General features: G+C 71.9%; 13 protein-coding genes. 9 read left to right on the top strand and 4 right to left on the bottom strand.

Annotated features, from left to right (window positions below; all coding sequences use genetic code 11):
- Positions 1-117: 117 nt before the first annotated feature.
- The 6 genes from V7004_RS02155 (at position 118) to V7004_RS02130 (ending at position 5,692) form a co-directional block, all read left to right on the top strand.
- Positions 118-1,545: an aldehyde dehydrogenase family protein gene (locus V7004_RS02155; protein WP_334141672.1), complete on the top strand. Its 1,428-nt coding sequence runs from the start codon at positions 118-120 to the stop codon at positions 1,543-1,545.
- A gap of 52 nt (positions 1,546-1,597) precedes the next feature.
- On the top strand, positions 1,598-1,972 hold the full coding sequence (locus tag V7004_RS02150) for a hypothetical protein (protein ID WP_334141670.1): 375 nt from the start codon (positions 1,598-1,600) through the stop codon (positions 1,970-1,972).
- An 11-nt stretch (positions 1,973-1,983) separates the two neighbouring features.
- A complete protein-coding gene (locus tag V7004_RS02145) occupies positions 1,984-2,934 on the top strand; it encodes a CHAD domain-containing protein (RefSeq protein ID WP_334141667.1) in 951 nt (316 codons plus the stop codon).
- 92 nt (positions 2,935-3,026) lie between these two features.
- A complete protein-coding gene (locus V7004_RS02140) occupies positions 3,027-4,322 on the top strand; it encodes a class I SAM-dependent methyltransferase (protein WP_334141665.1) in 1,296 nt (431 codons plus the stop codon).
- 55 nt (positions 4,323-4,377) lie between these two features.
- A complete protein-coding gene (gene gluQRS, locus V7004_RS02135; protein ID WP_334141663.1) occupies positions 4,378-5,316 on the top strand; it encodes a tRNA glutamyl-Q(34) synthetase GluQRS in 939 nt (312 codons plus the stop codon).
- The gene (locus V7004_RS02130; RefSeq protein WP_334141659.1) at positions 5,306-5,692 is read left to right on the top strand and encodes a limonene-1,2-epoxide hydrolase family protein; all 387 of its coding nucleotides are present in this window, start codon (positions 5,306-5,308) and stop codon (positions 5,690-5,692) included. Before gluQRS ends, V7004_RS02130 begins: the two co-directional genes overlap by 11 nt.
- A 78-nt stretch (positions 5,693-5,770) precedes the next feature.
- On the opposite strand, the gene V7004_RS02125 is transcribed toward V7004_RS02130, so the two are convergent.
- From V7004_RS02125 to V7004_RS02115, 3 genes are read right to left on the bottom strand one after another with little or no spacing between them, the layout of a single operon-like run.
- Entirely contained in the window at positions 5,771-6,259 is a 489-nt protein-coding gene (locus V7004_RS02125) for a YybH family protein (RefSeq protein WP_334141657.1), read from the bottom strand.
- Positions 6,260-6,289: 30 nt separating this feature from the next.
- Positions 6,290-7,291: an aldo/keto reductase family protein gene (locus V7004_RS02120; protein ID WP_334141654.1), complete on the bottom strand. Its 1,002-nt coding sequence runs from the start codon at positions 7,289-7,291 to the stop codon at positions 6,290-6,292.
- A 29-nt stretch (positions 7,292-7,320) separates the two neighbouring features.
- A complete protein-coding gene (locus V7004_RS02115) occupies positions 7,321-8,205 on the bottom strand; it encodes an LLM class F420-dependent oxidoreductase (RefSeq protein ID WP_334141652.1) in 885 nt (294 codons plus the stop codon).
- Between the two features lie 158 nt (positions 8,206-8,363).
- Here V7004_RS02115 and V7004_RS02110 point away from each other — a divergent pair, with 158 nt between their 5' ends.
- The 3 genes from V7004_RS02110 (at position 8,364) to V7004_RS02100 (ending at position 10,732) form a co-directional block, all read left to right on the top strand.
- Entirely contained in the window at positions 8,364-8,690 is a 327-nt protein-coding gene (locus V7004_RS02110; protein ID WP_334141649.1) for a helix-turn-helix domain-containing protein, read from the top strand.
- Entirely contained in the window at positions 8,687-9,232 is a 546-nt protein-coding gene (locus V7004_RS02105; protein WP_334141647.1) for a nucleotidyl transferase AbiEii/AbiGii toxin family protein, read from the top strand. The genes V7004_RS02110 and V7004_RS02105 overlap by 4 nt, the downstream gene beginning before the upstream one ends.
- A 204-nt stretch (positions 9,233-9,436) precedes the next feature.
- Entirely contained in the window at positions 9,437-10,732 is a 1,296-nt protein-coding gene (locus tag V7004_RS02100; protein WP_334141645.1) for a glucosaminidase domain-containing protein, read from the top strand.
- Positions 10,733-10,750: 18 nt separating this feature from the next.
- On the opposite strand, the gene V7004_RS02095 is transcribed toward V7004_RS02100, so the two are convergent.
- Entirely contained in the window at positions 10,751-13,189 is a 2,439-nt protein-coding gene (locus V7004_RS02095; protein WP_334141643.1) for an FtsX-like permease family protein, read from the bottom strand.
- Positions 13,190-13,196 lie beyond the last annotated feature (7 nt).

Genomic DNA, 13,196 nt, shown 5'->3' with positions numbered 1-13,196 from the left:
CGTCCCGGGCCCGGCGCAGGGACGTCATCGGTCTCGGCCTGCTCTGCGCTGGTGGTCGCGGTGGCGCCATCGCACCATGATGCCCAGCTTCCGCTCACCAGATGCGAGAGTGAGGCCATGAGCCTCTCCGTCACCCCCATGCGCATCGGCTCCCGGTCGGTGACCACCGACGAGGTGATGCTGGTGCGCTCCCCCTACGACGGCCGTGAGGTGGGGATGGTGCCCGCGGGCACCGCGGAGCACCTCGACGCCGCGGTGGAAGAAGCCCGCGGTCGCCTCCTCGACGGGCCGCTGCCCGCACACGAGCGGGCCGCGATCCTCGACCGGGCGGCGACCGCGCTGGCGGCCCGCCAGGAGGACTACGCCCGGCTCATCTGCGCCGAGTCCGCCAAGCCGATCAAGACCGCCAGGGTGGAGGCGGCCCGGGCCGTGGACACCTTCCGGTTCGCCGCCGCGGTGGCCCGCACCCTGACCGGTGAGACCGTGCCGCTGGAGGCCAGCCCGGCCGGGGTGGGCAAGGTCGGGTTCGTGCTGCGGGTACCGATCGGGGTGGTGGGGGCGATCTCCCCGTTCAACTTCCCGCTCAACCTGGTGGCCCACAAGGTCGCCCCGGCCATCGCCGCCGGTTGCCCGGTGGTGCTCAAGCCGGCGTCGGCCACCCCGCTCACCGCGCTGGCGCTGGCGGCGTTGCTGCTCGACGAGTGCGGTCTGCCCCCGGGGTGGTTGCACGTGGTCACCTGCCCCGGCGCGGTCGCGGATCACCTCGTCACCCATCCCGACGTGGCGATGATCACCTTCACCGGATCACCCGGCGTCGGCTGGCGGATCCGTGAGCGGGCGCCTCGCAAGAAGGTGAGCCTGGAGCTGGGGAACAACTCGCCGGTGGTGATCGAGCCGGACGGCGACTGGCGGGCCGCCGCGTCGAAGATCGCGGTGGCGGGCTACTCGTTCGCCGGGCAGTCCTGCATCTCGGTCCAGCGGGTGTTCGTGCACCACTCGATCGCCGAGCCGTTCACCGAGGCGCTCACCGCGGAGGTGGAGCGCTTGGTGGTCGGTGACCCGGCCGACGAGGCCACCGACGTGAGCGCGCTGATCACCCGGGACGAGACCGAACGGGTGCACGGCTGGATCGATGAGGCGGTGGCGCAGGGGGCACAGCTGCGGACCGGTGGGGAGCTCACCGCCGATCACGTGCTGCGACCCACCGTGCTGTTCGGGGTCCGGCCGGAGATGGAGATCTGCCGCACGGAGGTGTTCGGGCCGGTGGTGGGGGTGCAGGCCTACGACGACTTCGACCACGCGCTGCGACTGGCCAACGACACCCGCTACGGGTTGCAGGCCGGCGTGTTCACCGGGGAGCTGGCGAAGGCCCTGCACGCGGCGCGGACCCTGGACTTCGGCGGGGTGCTGGTGAACGAGGTGCCCACGTGGCGGGCCGATCAGATGCCCTACGGAGGGGTGCGGGATTCGGGGAACACCCGTGAGGGGCCGGCCTACGCGGCGCGGGAGATGACCGAGGAGCGGCTGGTGGTGCTGCAGGGATGAGCGCCCGCTCGCCGTCGTCGCCGCCCGCTGCGGTCTCTAGCCTGGAGCACCTATGGGTGTGGAGGTCTTCGTCTACCAGGATCACGTGACGGTCGACTTCACCGGCACCGAGCGGATCCTCACCCTGAAGGGCCACCTCGACCTCTCGATGTACGAGATCGAATCGGCCCGGGTGGCCCCCGTCGACGAGCTGCGGGCCGAGCTCGGATGGCGGGTGGGTGGCGGGTACCTCCCCGGCTTCTTCATCACCGGCTGGTTCACGGTGCCGGGCCGCAAGGGCGCCCGGCAGTTGTGGTGCGTGTACCGCGACCGGGAAGCGCTGGTGATCGAGACCCGGCGCGACAGCCCGTGTCGGGTGGTGCTCCAGCATCCCTACCGCCACGACCTGGCCTGGCTGATCGCCGAGCGCGTGCCCCACTACTCCTAGGGCGCGGTGCGGTGACGGGTCGTGTGGTGCTCGACCGGGGTGCGACGGCCCTCGACGCCTGGTCGGCCGTGCTGCGCGCGGAGCTCGACGCGATGGTCGCCAACGAGCCCGGGGTGCGCGCCGGAGTTGACCCCGAGTGTCTCCACGACTTCCGGGTGGCCGTCCGCCGCAGCCGCTCCGTGCTCCGGGAAGGCAGGGGTGTGCTGCCGCGCCGGGTCATCGATCACGCCCGCCGCGAGCTCGGGTGGCTGGGAGGCGCGACCGGCGCGGCCCGGGACCTCGACGTGCTGGTGCACGGCACCCTGCCGTCGCTCGTGGAGGGACTCGATCCGGGCGAGCTCGCCGCGGTCGACGCCGCCGTGCGGATCCTCGAGGGCCAGCGGGCCGCCGCCTACGAGGAGCTGGTGGCGGACCTCGAGAGCGAACGGTACGCACGGTTCGTGAAACAGTGGCGGGCGTTCCTCGATACTCCCGAGGTCGATCCGCACGAGGCGCCGAGGGCCACGGAGCCGGCCCGGTCCGTGGCCGCGAAGCGCATCCGCCGGGTGCATCGGATGGTGGTGCGCGACGGGAACCGGATCACCCCCGCGTCGGCGCCCGAGGCGCTCCACGAGCTGCGCAAGGACGCGAAGCGGCTGCGCTACCTCCTCGAGTGCTTTAGCAGCCTGTACCCCCGAGGGCTGGTCGCGCCGGTGGTGAAGGAGCTGAAGGCACTCCAGGACGTGCTCGGTACCTACCAGGACTGCCACGTCCAGATCCGCCGGCTCGAGCAGGTCGGCGCCATGCTGGCGGAGCCCGGACCGCAACCGGCCGCGATGGCGGAGGGGCTGGGGCGGGTGCTGGCGCGCCTCGCTGCTCGCGAGCAGCAGGCCCGATCCGCCTTCGAGAGGCGCTTCGCTCGCTTTCGTCGGGTGCCGATCCCGGCTCTGCAGGAATGGCTGGAGACGAACGGGATGACCTGACAGGCACCGAATTTCCAGGTACTGCCCCTTGCTTCGACCGTGGGGTCGTTGGACGATGAACGAGACGCAGGTCGACCACTGGAGGAGGGCTCGTGGGACTGGCCTCACTCGTCGAGCGCGCGGTCGGGGGTGCACTACCGGTGCGGCTCGAGGTCTACGACGGCAGCCGCGCCGGACCGCCGGACGCACCCGCCACGGTCGTGATCCGCCGGCCGGAGGCGTTCACCCGGCTGTTGACCCGCCCCGGTGAGCTCGGGCTGGCCCGGGCGTACGTGGCCGGCGACGTCGATCTCGAAGGCGACCTGTTCGCCCTGCTGGAGTCGCTCGACGACCTCGAGCTGCGGGTCGACCTGCGGGCGATCCCCCCGATCCTGCGGGCGTTGGGGCCCGGCGCCCTGCGGCCGTTGCCCCCGCCACCGGAAGAAGCCCGGCTGTCGGGCCGGGTGCACTCGAAGTCGCGCGACCGGCGGGCCGTGACTCATCACTACGACGTCTCCAACGAGTTCTACCGCTTGGTGCTCGGTCCGACCCTCACCTACTCGTGCGCGGTGTTCAGCTCACCCGAGGACTCGCTGGAGGTGGCCCAGACCAACAAGTACGACCTCATCTGCCGCAAGCTCGGCCTGCAGGCCGGGCAGCGCCTGCTCGACGTCGGCTGCGGCTGGGGTGGGATGCTCCTGCACGCGGCTGGCCGCTACGGCGTGAGCGGTGTGGGGGTCACCCTCTCGCGGGAACAGGAGGAGCTGGCCACCAAGCGGGTGGCCGAGGCCGGCCTCGCGGAGCGGATCGACATCCGGCTGCAGGACTACCGCGACGTCACCGACGGTCCCTTCGACGCCATCAGCTCGATCGGCATGTTCGAGCACGTCGGTCGGTCACGCATGGAGGCCTACATGCGCCGGCTCCACGACCTGCTCCGCCCCGAGGGTCGCCTGCTGAATCACGCGATCAGCCGTCCGGGTTACACCCAGCCCGACACCACGAGAGGGCGGGCGGTGGCACTGGGACGGCGGGTGCTCACTGCCGCGGGCTCCCGGTTCACCTCGCGCATCGACAGCGACTTCATGCAGCGCTACGTCTTCCCCGACGGCGAGCTGCACGAGGTCGGCGTGGTGGTGTCGATGCTCAACGAGACCGGCTTCGAGGTCCGCCACGTCGAGAACCTGCGCGAGCACTACCCGTTGACGCTGCGGCGGTGGGTCGCCAACCTCGAGGCTCACTGGGACGAAGCGGTGGAGCTGGTGGGGGCGGGGCGGGCACGAGTGTGGCGGCTGTACATGGCCGCCTCGGCGGTGAACTTCGAGCGGGGCAACATCGAGATCCACCAGGTGCTCGCGGTCCGCCCGGAAGGTGGCCGCAGTGGCATGCCCTTGCGCCCGTCGTTCTGATCGGTCCGCCGGCTGATCGGTTGGTCGGCCGGTCGGCTGCCATCATCGAGATCCCATGGCGCACTCCACGTACGACGGCCGGTTCGCGCCCAGCCCGTCGGGCCCGCTGCACGCGGGCAACCTCCGCACCGCGCTGCTCGCGTGGCTGTTCGCCCGCCACGCCGGTGCCCGGTTCGCCCTGCGGATCGAGGACCTCGACCGCGTCGCCACCCGCCCGGAGCACGAGCGGTCCCAGCTCCGGGACCTCGCTGCGCTGGGTCTGGACTGGGACGGGCCGGTGGTGCGCCAGTCGGAGCGCCTCGACCGCTACCGCGACGCGATCGGCGAGCTCGCCGGGCTCGGGCTCACCTATCCCTGCTACTGCACCCGCCGGGAGGTGCTCGAGGCCGCCGCGGCCCCCCACGAGCACCTCCCCGAGGGGGCGTACCCCGGCACCTGCCGCGGACTGTCCTCGAGGCAGCGAGCCGAGCGGGAGGCCGCGGGGCGATCGCCGTCGTTGCGATTGCGGGCCGAGGCCGCGATGGTGTCCTTCGTCGATCGGGTGCACGGGCCCTTCGAGGGGATCGTCGACGACTTCGTGATCCGGCGTGGCGACGGCACCCCGGCCTACAACCTGGCCGTGGTGGTCGACGACGCCGAGCAGGGCATCGGCGAGGTGGTGCGCGGCGACGACCTGCTGGCGGGTACCCCCCGCCAACTCCACCTGGCCCGGTTGCTGGGCCTGCCGGAGCCTTCGTACGCCCACGTGCCGCTGGTGCTCGGGCCCGACGGCGAGCGGCTGGCCAAGCGGCACGGGGCGGTGACCCTGGAGGACCTGGCCGCCGCTGGGGTGACCCCCGAGGCGGTGCGGTCGCTGCTGGCGGCCAGCCTGGGGCTGGCCGAGCCGGAGGAGCCGGTCACGATGGCCGAGCTGCTGGCCCGTTTCGATCCCTCCGCGGTGCCGACCACGGCGTGGGTGTTCGAGGCGTGCCAGGCTGGGGGCCATGAACGCTGAAGAGGTGGTGGGCGAGTTCATCCGGCGGATCGAGGCGAAGGACCTCGACGCGGCGTGCGAGCTGGTCACGGCCGACCTTGAATACGACAACGTCCCGATCGGCAAGACCTACGGCCCCGAGGGCATCAAGTCGGTGCTCGGGCCGATGGTGGCCGTCGACGAGGTGGAGTTCCGGGTGCTGCGCCAGATCGCGGCCGGGGACACGGTGATGAACGAGCGGGTCGACCGGTTCCGCATCGGCGAGAGGTGGATGGAGTTGCCGGTGGCGGGCGTCTTCGTGGTGAACGGCGAGGGTCTCATCACGCTGTGGCGGGACTACTTCGACATGCAGACCCTCACCGAGCAGATGAACGCGGTCGCCGCCGCCCAGGGCTGACCACACCGAGGTGGGGCACTGCTCCCACCGAACCCGTGATGCCCGAGCGCCTCACCGGCGCCGCGACCCACGAGATCGTCAGGGCGAGGGCGGCCGGCTGAAGTCGCGGTCGGGGTCCGCGGGCGGGGGCACGAAGCCCGGGCCGGGTCGCCAGCCGCTGGCCTTCAGGTCGTCGAGCACGTGGACCATGTTCAACAGGTCCTCTTCGTAGGAGAACCGGCCTCCACCGGCGTAGACGAGGGTGGAATAGCCGGACTGGCGGTAGGGGGTGCCGTCCGGGCGGTTGGCGGGGAGGATCTGGGTCCATTTGACCACCACGGTGTCACCGTCGATCGCCGTGTACTCGATCGGGAAGCGCCAGTCCTCCAGCCCGCGCATGCTCTCGTCGAGGAACCGGCGGATCTCCTCGATGCCTCGGATGCGACCCCAGGCGGGGTCGATGTAGACGGCGTCGTCGGTGAACAGCTCCGCCAGCGCGGTCCAGGTCGCCTCCCCGCGCTCGATGCGTTCCCGCAGCTCCACGTAGCGGGCGACCGCGGCCTCGACCTCTTCTCGGGGATGGGTCATCGGGGCATCAGGGCTCCTCGCTCGGCGCCGCTACGGGCGCTCCTTCGGGGTGAACTCCGCGGTGATCGCCGGGTCGTCGACCACCACCGGGGCCACGATCTCGTCGATGCGGGCCAGCACCTCCGGCTCCAGGGTCACCCCGGAGGCGGCCACGTTCTCCCGGAGCTGCTCGGGACGGGTGGCCCCCACGATGGCGGAGGCCACGTTGTCGTTGGCCAGCACCCACGCCACCGCCAGCTGTGCCATGGTCAGCCCGCAGTCCTGCGCCACGGGGCGGAGCTGCTGGACCCGTTCGAGGACGTCGTCGCGCAGGAAGCGCCGCACGAAACCGCCACCCACCTCGTCGGTGGCCCGGGACTGCTCCGGGGGCGGCTGGCCGGGCAGGTACTTGCCGGTCAGCACCCCTTGCGCGATCGGGGACCAGACGATCTGGCCGATACCCAGCTCCCGGCAGGTGGGGACCACCTCGCCTTCGATGACCCGCCACAGCAGCGAGTACTGCGGCTGGTTGGAGACGAGTTGGATGCCGAGCTCGCGGGCCAGCGCGTGAGCGGCGCGGATCTGCTCGGCCGTCCACTCCGACACGCCGATGTAGAGGGCCTTGCCGTGGCGCACCACGTCGGCGAAGGCCTGCATCGTCTCCTCGAGTGGGGTCTGGTGGTCGTAGCGGTGGGCCTGGTACAGGTCGACGTAGCCGGTGCGCAGCCGGCGCAGGGAGCCGTCGATCGACTCCATGATGTGCTTGCGCGACAGGCCCCGGTCGTTGGGTCCCGGGCCGGTCGGCCAGTACACCTTGGTGCAGATCTCCAGCCCCTCCCGCCGCTGGCCGGCAAGGGCTCGCCCGAGCACCTCCTCGGCGCGGGTGTTGGCGTAGACGTCAGCGGTGTCGAAGGTGGTGATGCCCGCGTCGAGCGCGGCGTGCACGCACGCCAGCGCGGTGTCGTCGTCGATCTGGCTGCCGTGGGTGATCCAGTTGCCGTAGGAGATCTCGCTGACCTTCAGGCCGCTGCGTCCGAGGAAGCGGTGGTTCATGGGGGAACCCTACGCGCCCGGCGTGCCGCTCAGTCGAGGAGCCCGGCGAGGGTGTCGAGGGTGCGTTGGCGTTCGGCGAAGGGCACGGCGACGAACTCGGTGGCGCCGGCTTCGAAGACCGCTTCGATGCCGGCTCGCACGGTGGCTGCGTCGCCGGCGATGACCACCTCGGCCGGGCCGGCCGCGCCCTCCCGGTCGAGCATCGCTCGGTAGGAGGGGAGCTGACCGTAGATCTGGAACACCCCTGCGGCCTGCCCCCGCGCCCCGTCGGGGTCGTCGGTGACCGCCACCGGCAGGGCGACCACGATCCGGGGGTCGGGGCGTCCGTGGTCGCTCGCGGCGCGGCGGATGGTCGGTGAGACGTGGGAGGCGATGGTGCGGGGGCCGGTCATCCAGGTCACGGTGCCGTCGGCCATCCGCCCGGTGACGCTGAGCATCTGCGAGCCGAGCGCGGCGACGAGCACGGGGACCGGCTCGCACTCGACGCCCAGGGCGAGCTTGGCGGTGAGGGTGTCGCCTTCGAAGGACACCGCTTCGCCCCGAGCGAGGGGCATGAGGATCGACAGGTGCTCGCGCAGGTGCCGTACCGGCTTGTCCCAGGGCATGCCGAGCATCCCTTCGATCACCACCTGGTGCGACAGCCCGATGCCGAGCGTGAATCGCCCGCCGCTGACCTGCTGCACGGTGCGGGCCTGCGCGGCCATCACCATCGGGTGGCGGGGGTAGGTGGGCACCACCGCGGTGCCGAGGGCGATGTCGGGCACCTGGGAGGCCACCACGGCCAGCGCGGTGAGGGCGTCGGGGCCGAACACCTGCGGCGCCCACGCGGAGGCGAAGTCGTGCTCGTGCGCGGAGCGCACCTGCCTGACCAGTGAGTCGACGTCCTGGCCGTCGACGAACACCCCGATGCGCACCGTTCTCACCCCCCTGTCCGCAACTCGACCGGCGCAGGCTACCCGCCGGCGTCGGGGTCCCCGCTCGGACCGAGAAGCAGCGGCCCAACCTACGGCCAGTCCAGGAGCGCGACCGGGGATATATACAAAGCGATATGAGGTTCGCTAGCCTGGCGGCGATGGAGGTTCCCGACCTGCTCCGGCTCGCTCGTCGCCGGCATGCGTTGAGCCAGGCGGCGCTGGCGGCGCGAGCCGGCACCAGCCAGCCGGTGATCTCCGCGTACGAGCACGGGCGGCGCGACCCCACGACCCACACCTTGCGACGGTTGCTCGCCGCCGCGGGTGAACGGCTGCACGTGGGGCTCGCCGAGCCGTCCCCCGAGGTCCCCCCACCCGTCGACGCCCGCGAGCACGGCGAGCGCCTCGTGGAGGTGCTCCGACTCGCGGACGCGATCGGCCACCGGCCCCGCGGCCCGCTGGCCTTCCCGCGGCTCGACTCGACGTGAGCGAGCCGGCACTGCCCGACAAGATCGTGGCGATCGACCGGGCGCTCGCCGCGGTGCCGCACGCCTTCGGAGGAGCGTTGGCGCTCGCCTACCACGCCGAGCCCCGTGCCACCATCGACATCGACCTCAACGTGTTCGTGTCCGCTGGCGAGGCCGAGCGGGTGCTGGCGCCCTTGCGGGACCTGGGAGTCCGCACCGGTGGGGCCGGGGCGGAGGCCTCCCGTTCCGGCCAGGCGCGGGTGATGTGGGGGCGGACCCCGGTCGACCTGTTCTTCGCCTACGACCGGTTCCACGCCGCCGTCGACCGTGGCGCGCACGAGGTGCCGTTCCTGGACGGGACCATCCGGGTGCTGTCCCCCGAGCACCTCACGGTGTGCAAGGTCGTCTTCGACCGTCCCCGGGACTGGGTCGACATCGACGCCATGCGCGCCATCGGCACCTCCATCGACGCCGCGGAGGTGCTGCGGTGGGTGGGTCGCATCATCGGTGACGACGACCCCCGCTACGACCGGATCGCCTCGGTGCTGATGGCCACCCCCTGACCGCTCGCCGGTCACCACGGGCGAAGGTCGACCCGGCCAGCGGCCGCAAGGCGGCTGGTGACTCGCCCGGGCGGCCCGCCACTCACGGTGGTCAGAGTCACCTGCTGCTCAGGATCGGCGGCCCCCGATCCGATAGAACAGGGCGTTCGCGCGGTTCCCGGCGCCGGTGCCCGGCCGCACGCAGCCGTCCCCGAGAGCTCGCCCATGGCCATGAGATCCCCTCATCATCACGGCCGCCCGTCGCTGCGGCGCTGGGTCGCGACCGCGGTGGCCCTCGGCGTCCTCACCACCCTCACCGTCCTCACCGGACCGGTGGCCGCCCAGGAGGGCGAGCCGTCCACCCAGCCGCCGGGGTCCGATCCCGCCGCCGGGGCCGGTCCCGCTGACCAGGCCGGCGACACCCAGCCGGCCGAGCCGGAAGCTCCCGCTCCGCCACCGGTGGACCCCTCACCCCAGCTGCGGGTGGTGCTGGCGAAGCTGTCGATCATGCACGCCGAGGACGTGCTGGCGAGCGAAGAAGGCAAGCTCGTCGACGTTCGCGCCGAGCTGGAGGCGGCCAACCAGCATCGTGACGCCGCTCGGGCGGTCGTCGCCGACGCGCAGCGCCGTCTCGAGCGGGCGCGGCGGCTCCTGGCGGATCTGGCGGTCAGCTCCTTCATGTACGCCAGCGGCGGCACGAGCAGCCCCGCGGCCAGGATCACCGTCTACGAGAAGAAGAAGGAGCGCGAGCTCACCCGGGCAGTGATGGACAACAAGGTGGCCGTCGTCCGCCAGCACGAGGAGGCGCTCGACGACGCGCAGCACCTGCTCGACGACCGGCAGGCCGAGGTCGACGCGCTCGCCACTCGGGTGGCGGACCAGGAAGCGATGGTGGCACTCGCCCGGCAGGCGCTCGACGACGCCCGCCGCGAGCTGCGCACCGCGCAGGCCCAGGACGCGCCGGTGCTGTTCGACCCCGCCGACACCGGGCGCTGGCAACTCCCGATCGCCGGTGAGAGCGTGCTCAGCGCGGAGGAGCTCACCGCGTGGTTCGAGCACGTCGGCGGGCAGAGCAGGGCCGGCGCCCCGGTGGCGGACCTGGCCCGGTGGTACATCGAGGAAGGCGCGGCGGAGGGGCTGCGCGGCGACGTGGCCTTCGCCCAGGCGGTGCTCGAGACCGGCGGGTTCACCAACGACGACACCGTCCGGTTCAACAACTACGCCGGGATCGGCCACTGCGACTCCTGCCCCACCGGCTGGGCCTTCCCCTCCCCCCAGGAAGGGGTGCGGGCTCAGATCCAGCTCCTCAAGAGCTACGTGTACGACAAGCCCGAGTACCGCTTCGAGCTGGTCGACCGGCGGCTGCGGGGCCCGGCCGGCTGCTGCCAGACGTGGAACCAGCTCACCGGCGTGTGGGCCTCCGCGTCCCACTACGGCCCGGCGATGCTCGGCATCTACCTCAACATGGCCGAGTTCGCCCTCGACCGCCGCACCATGATGCGGGCCATGGGCGCAGGCTGAGCCACCGGCGATCGGGCGTCACTCCACCACCCGCAAGGTGGACGGGATGTCCATGCGCCGGAGCTTGCGGATCGCGAGCCCGGGAGCGAGCGCCACGACGGCCACGCCCAGCACGGCGGCGGTGAGGTAGGTCGTCGGGCTGACGTGACGTGCCACGGCGATGTCGGGCAGCGTCTCGGGCAGCAGGACGCTCGTCATCCACTCCAGCAGCCCGACGCCGACCAGCACCCCCACCACCGTCGCCAGCACGCCGATGACCGCGCTCTCGACCATGGCGACCGCCATCACGGTCCTCGACGGCAGGCCGAACGCGAACATCGTGGCGTGCTCCCGGGCCCGCTCGTCGAAGCTGATGCTCGTGGAGTTGAACGCGATCATCAGCGCCAGCAGCAGCACCGCCCCCCTGATCACGTTGAGCACGTCGGTGAACTGGCTGATCGTCTCCCGCAGGTTCGCGATCACCCCCGCGACCGGTTCCACCGCGGCGACGGCCGGTTCCTCGAACAACGCCCGCTGCACCGCCTCGGTGCTGGTGCCCTCGGAGGGAAGGACCTGGGCGCCGTTGACGATGCCCTGGAGGTTCATCACCGGGGCCTGTGCGAGATCCAGGAAGGTGAGGAACCGGTAGGGATAGGTGTGGATCGCCATGACCCGGAACGGGCCTTCCTCCCAGCGGTAGCCGAGCCCTTCGCGCACCGGGTAGCGCATCGTGATCTGGTCCCCGACGTCCACACCCAGATCGGCGGCGGCCTTCTCCGCGATCACCACCCCGCGCTCGACGGTGGGGTCGAGCGAACCCCGGACCAGTCCGGGCCTCCAGATCGGGCTGTCGAAGGGGACCAGGTTGATCAGCGTGTCGAACCGAGTGTCCCCCTCGACGAGCTGACCCCCAACCCGCAACGTCGGCTCCACTCGTGCCACCCCCGGGGTGTCCGCGAGCTGGCGCAGCTCCGGTGCGTCCTCGAGGGTGAAGCTCTGGAGATCGACGGTCATGCGATCGGGGTTGGTGCGCAGCAGCTCGCGCTCCGCCCGGTCGATCGTGAACAGGAACGAGTCGATCATGCCGATCACGCCGATCAACGTGGCGATCGCGGCCGCGATCCCGAGCGCGGTGAGCAGCGTCCGCCGGGGGGCGCGCAGCACGTTGCGCAGCGGCATCTGGGCGATGCTGTCGCCGGGAAGGGGCAGGCCGGTCGCCAACCGGCTCAGACCGCTGGTGGCGGTCACCCTCGGGCCGGTGCGGATGGCCTCCACGGGAGTGACCCGGACCGCCCGCCAGACCGGGTAGATGGTGGCGGCGAAGGTCAGCACCAGGCCGAGGAGCGCGCCGCGCAGGTAGATGCCGAACTGGAACGGGGTGTCCCACACGGGCAGCGGGAAGAAGCGCTCGATGATCGAGGACATCAACGAGCCCACGATCGTGCCCACCACCATCCCGAACAGCACACCCAGCACCGAGACCTGGAACGCCACCAGCAACGGCCGGATCGCGAGCCCACCGGTCGGGACGCCGAGCGACATGCCGACCCCGATCTCCCGCCGCTGGGCTTCGACGATGCGACTGGTGAGGTTGAACGCGGCGAAGGCCGCGCCACCGAGGATCAGCAGGGCGAAGATGTTGTAGAGGCGTTGATCGCCGTCGATGTCGTCGTAGAGGATGCGGTACTCGCGCTCCTCGGTCAGGGGGGTCACCACGGTGGCCACGTCGGGGAGCTCGGCGGCCAGCATCGAGCTGATCGCGGCCCGGGCCGACTCGACGTCCACCCCGGCCGCGAGGCGTACCCCGGCCTCGTTCACCTGGCCCGGTCGGCCCGCCAGCTCCTGGGCCACCTCGAGGGGGGCCCAGACCACCGCGAAGCCGCCGGCGCCGAACAGCGAGCCACCCCGGCCGCTGACCAGGAAGTACTGCGGTGAGAGCCCGGTGCCCACGTACGGCACCACCCGCCCGCCGCTGATCGCCAGCTCGCCCGCCGGGGAGAGGTGGTGGTGGTCGGTGAAGTGCCGGTCGATGACCAACGCCGCCTCACCGGGGGCGAACAGGCGCCCCTCCTGCAGGGTGAGCCGATCGACGGGAGGCCCTTCGCCGCCGCCGGCGTCGACCCCGACGATCGAGCCGGGTACCAGGATGGTTCGCCCGTCGGTGGACGCGTCGACCTGGGTGGGCACGACCAGCCGGGTCGTCACCTGCGCGATCAGCTCGGAGCGGCTCGGGTCGAGCGCGGCCCGCAGCCGGGCGTCGTCGACGAACGTGCCTTCCGCCAGGGTGACGAGCAGGTCGTGTGTCGAGGAGGCTTCGTAGCTGCGGTCGTAGGACACCCGCCGCCACGTCGAGGAGCTCATGAGCCCGACGTAGGTGCCGGAGCCGAGCGCGATGACGAGCGCGATGGCGGCCACCTGCAGCCAGCGTTGGCGCAGGTCGCGCCACGACCAGCGCAGCCAGAGCCCCGGCGAGGTCACCTGCTCA

Origin of the sequence: Rhabdothermincola sp. (genome assembly GCF_036846205.1) — a bacterium.
Lineage (GTDB): Bacteria > Actinomycetota > Acidimicrobiia > Acidimicrobiales > Acidimicrobilacustridaceae > Rhabdothermincola.
This window is presented reverse-complemented; position numbering and strand designations above follow the sequence as displayed.

Excerpts from the sequence above, each read along its gene's own strand:
- V7004_RS02155 (WP_334141672.1), top strand. The coding sequence starts at position 118 with ATGAGCCTCTCCGTCACCCCCATGCGCATCGGCTCCCGGTCGGTGACC.
- V7004_RS02150 (WP_334141670.1), top strand. The coding sequence starts at position 1,598 with ATGGGTGTGGAGGTCTTCGTCTACCAGGATCACGTGACGGTCGACTTC.
- gluQRS (WP_334141663.1), top strand. The coding sequence starts at position 4,378 with ATGGCGCACTCCACGTACGACGGCCGGTTCGCGCCCAGCCCGTCGGGC.
- V7004_RS02130 (WP_334141659.1), top strand. The coding sequence starts at position 5,306 with ATGAACGCTGAAGAGGTGGTGGGCGAGTTCATCCGGCGGATCGAGGCG.
- V7004_RS02125 (WP_334141657.1), bottom strand. The coding sequence starts at position 6,259 with ATGACCCATCCCCGAGAAGAGGTCGAGGCCGCGGTCGCCCGCTACGTG.
- V7004_RS02120 (WP_334141654.1), bottom strand. The coding sequence starts at position 7,291 with ATGAACCACCGCTTCCTCGGACGCAGCGGCCTGAAGGTCAGCGAGATC.
- V7004_RS02110 (WP_334141649.1), top strand. The coding sequence starts at position 8,364 with ATGGAGGTTCCCGACCTGCTCCGGCTCGCTCGTCGCCGGCATGCGTTG.
- V7004_RS02100 (WP_334141645.1), top strand. The coding sequence starts at position 9,437 with ATGGCCATGAGATCCCCTCATCATCACGGCCGCCCGTCGCTGCGGCGC.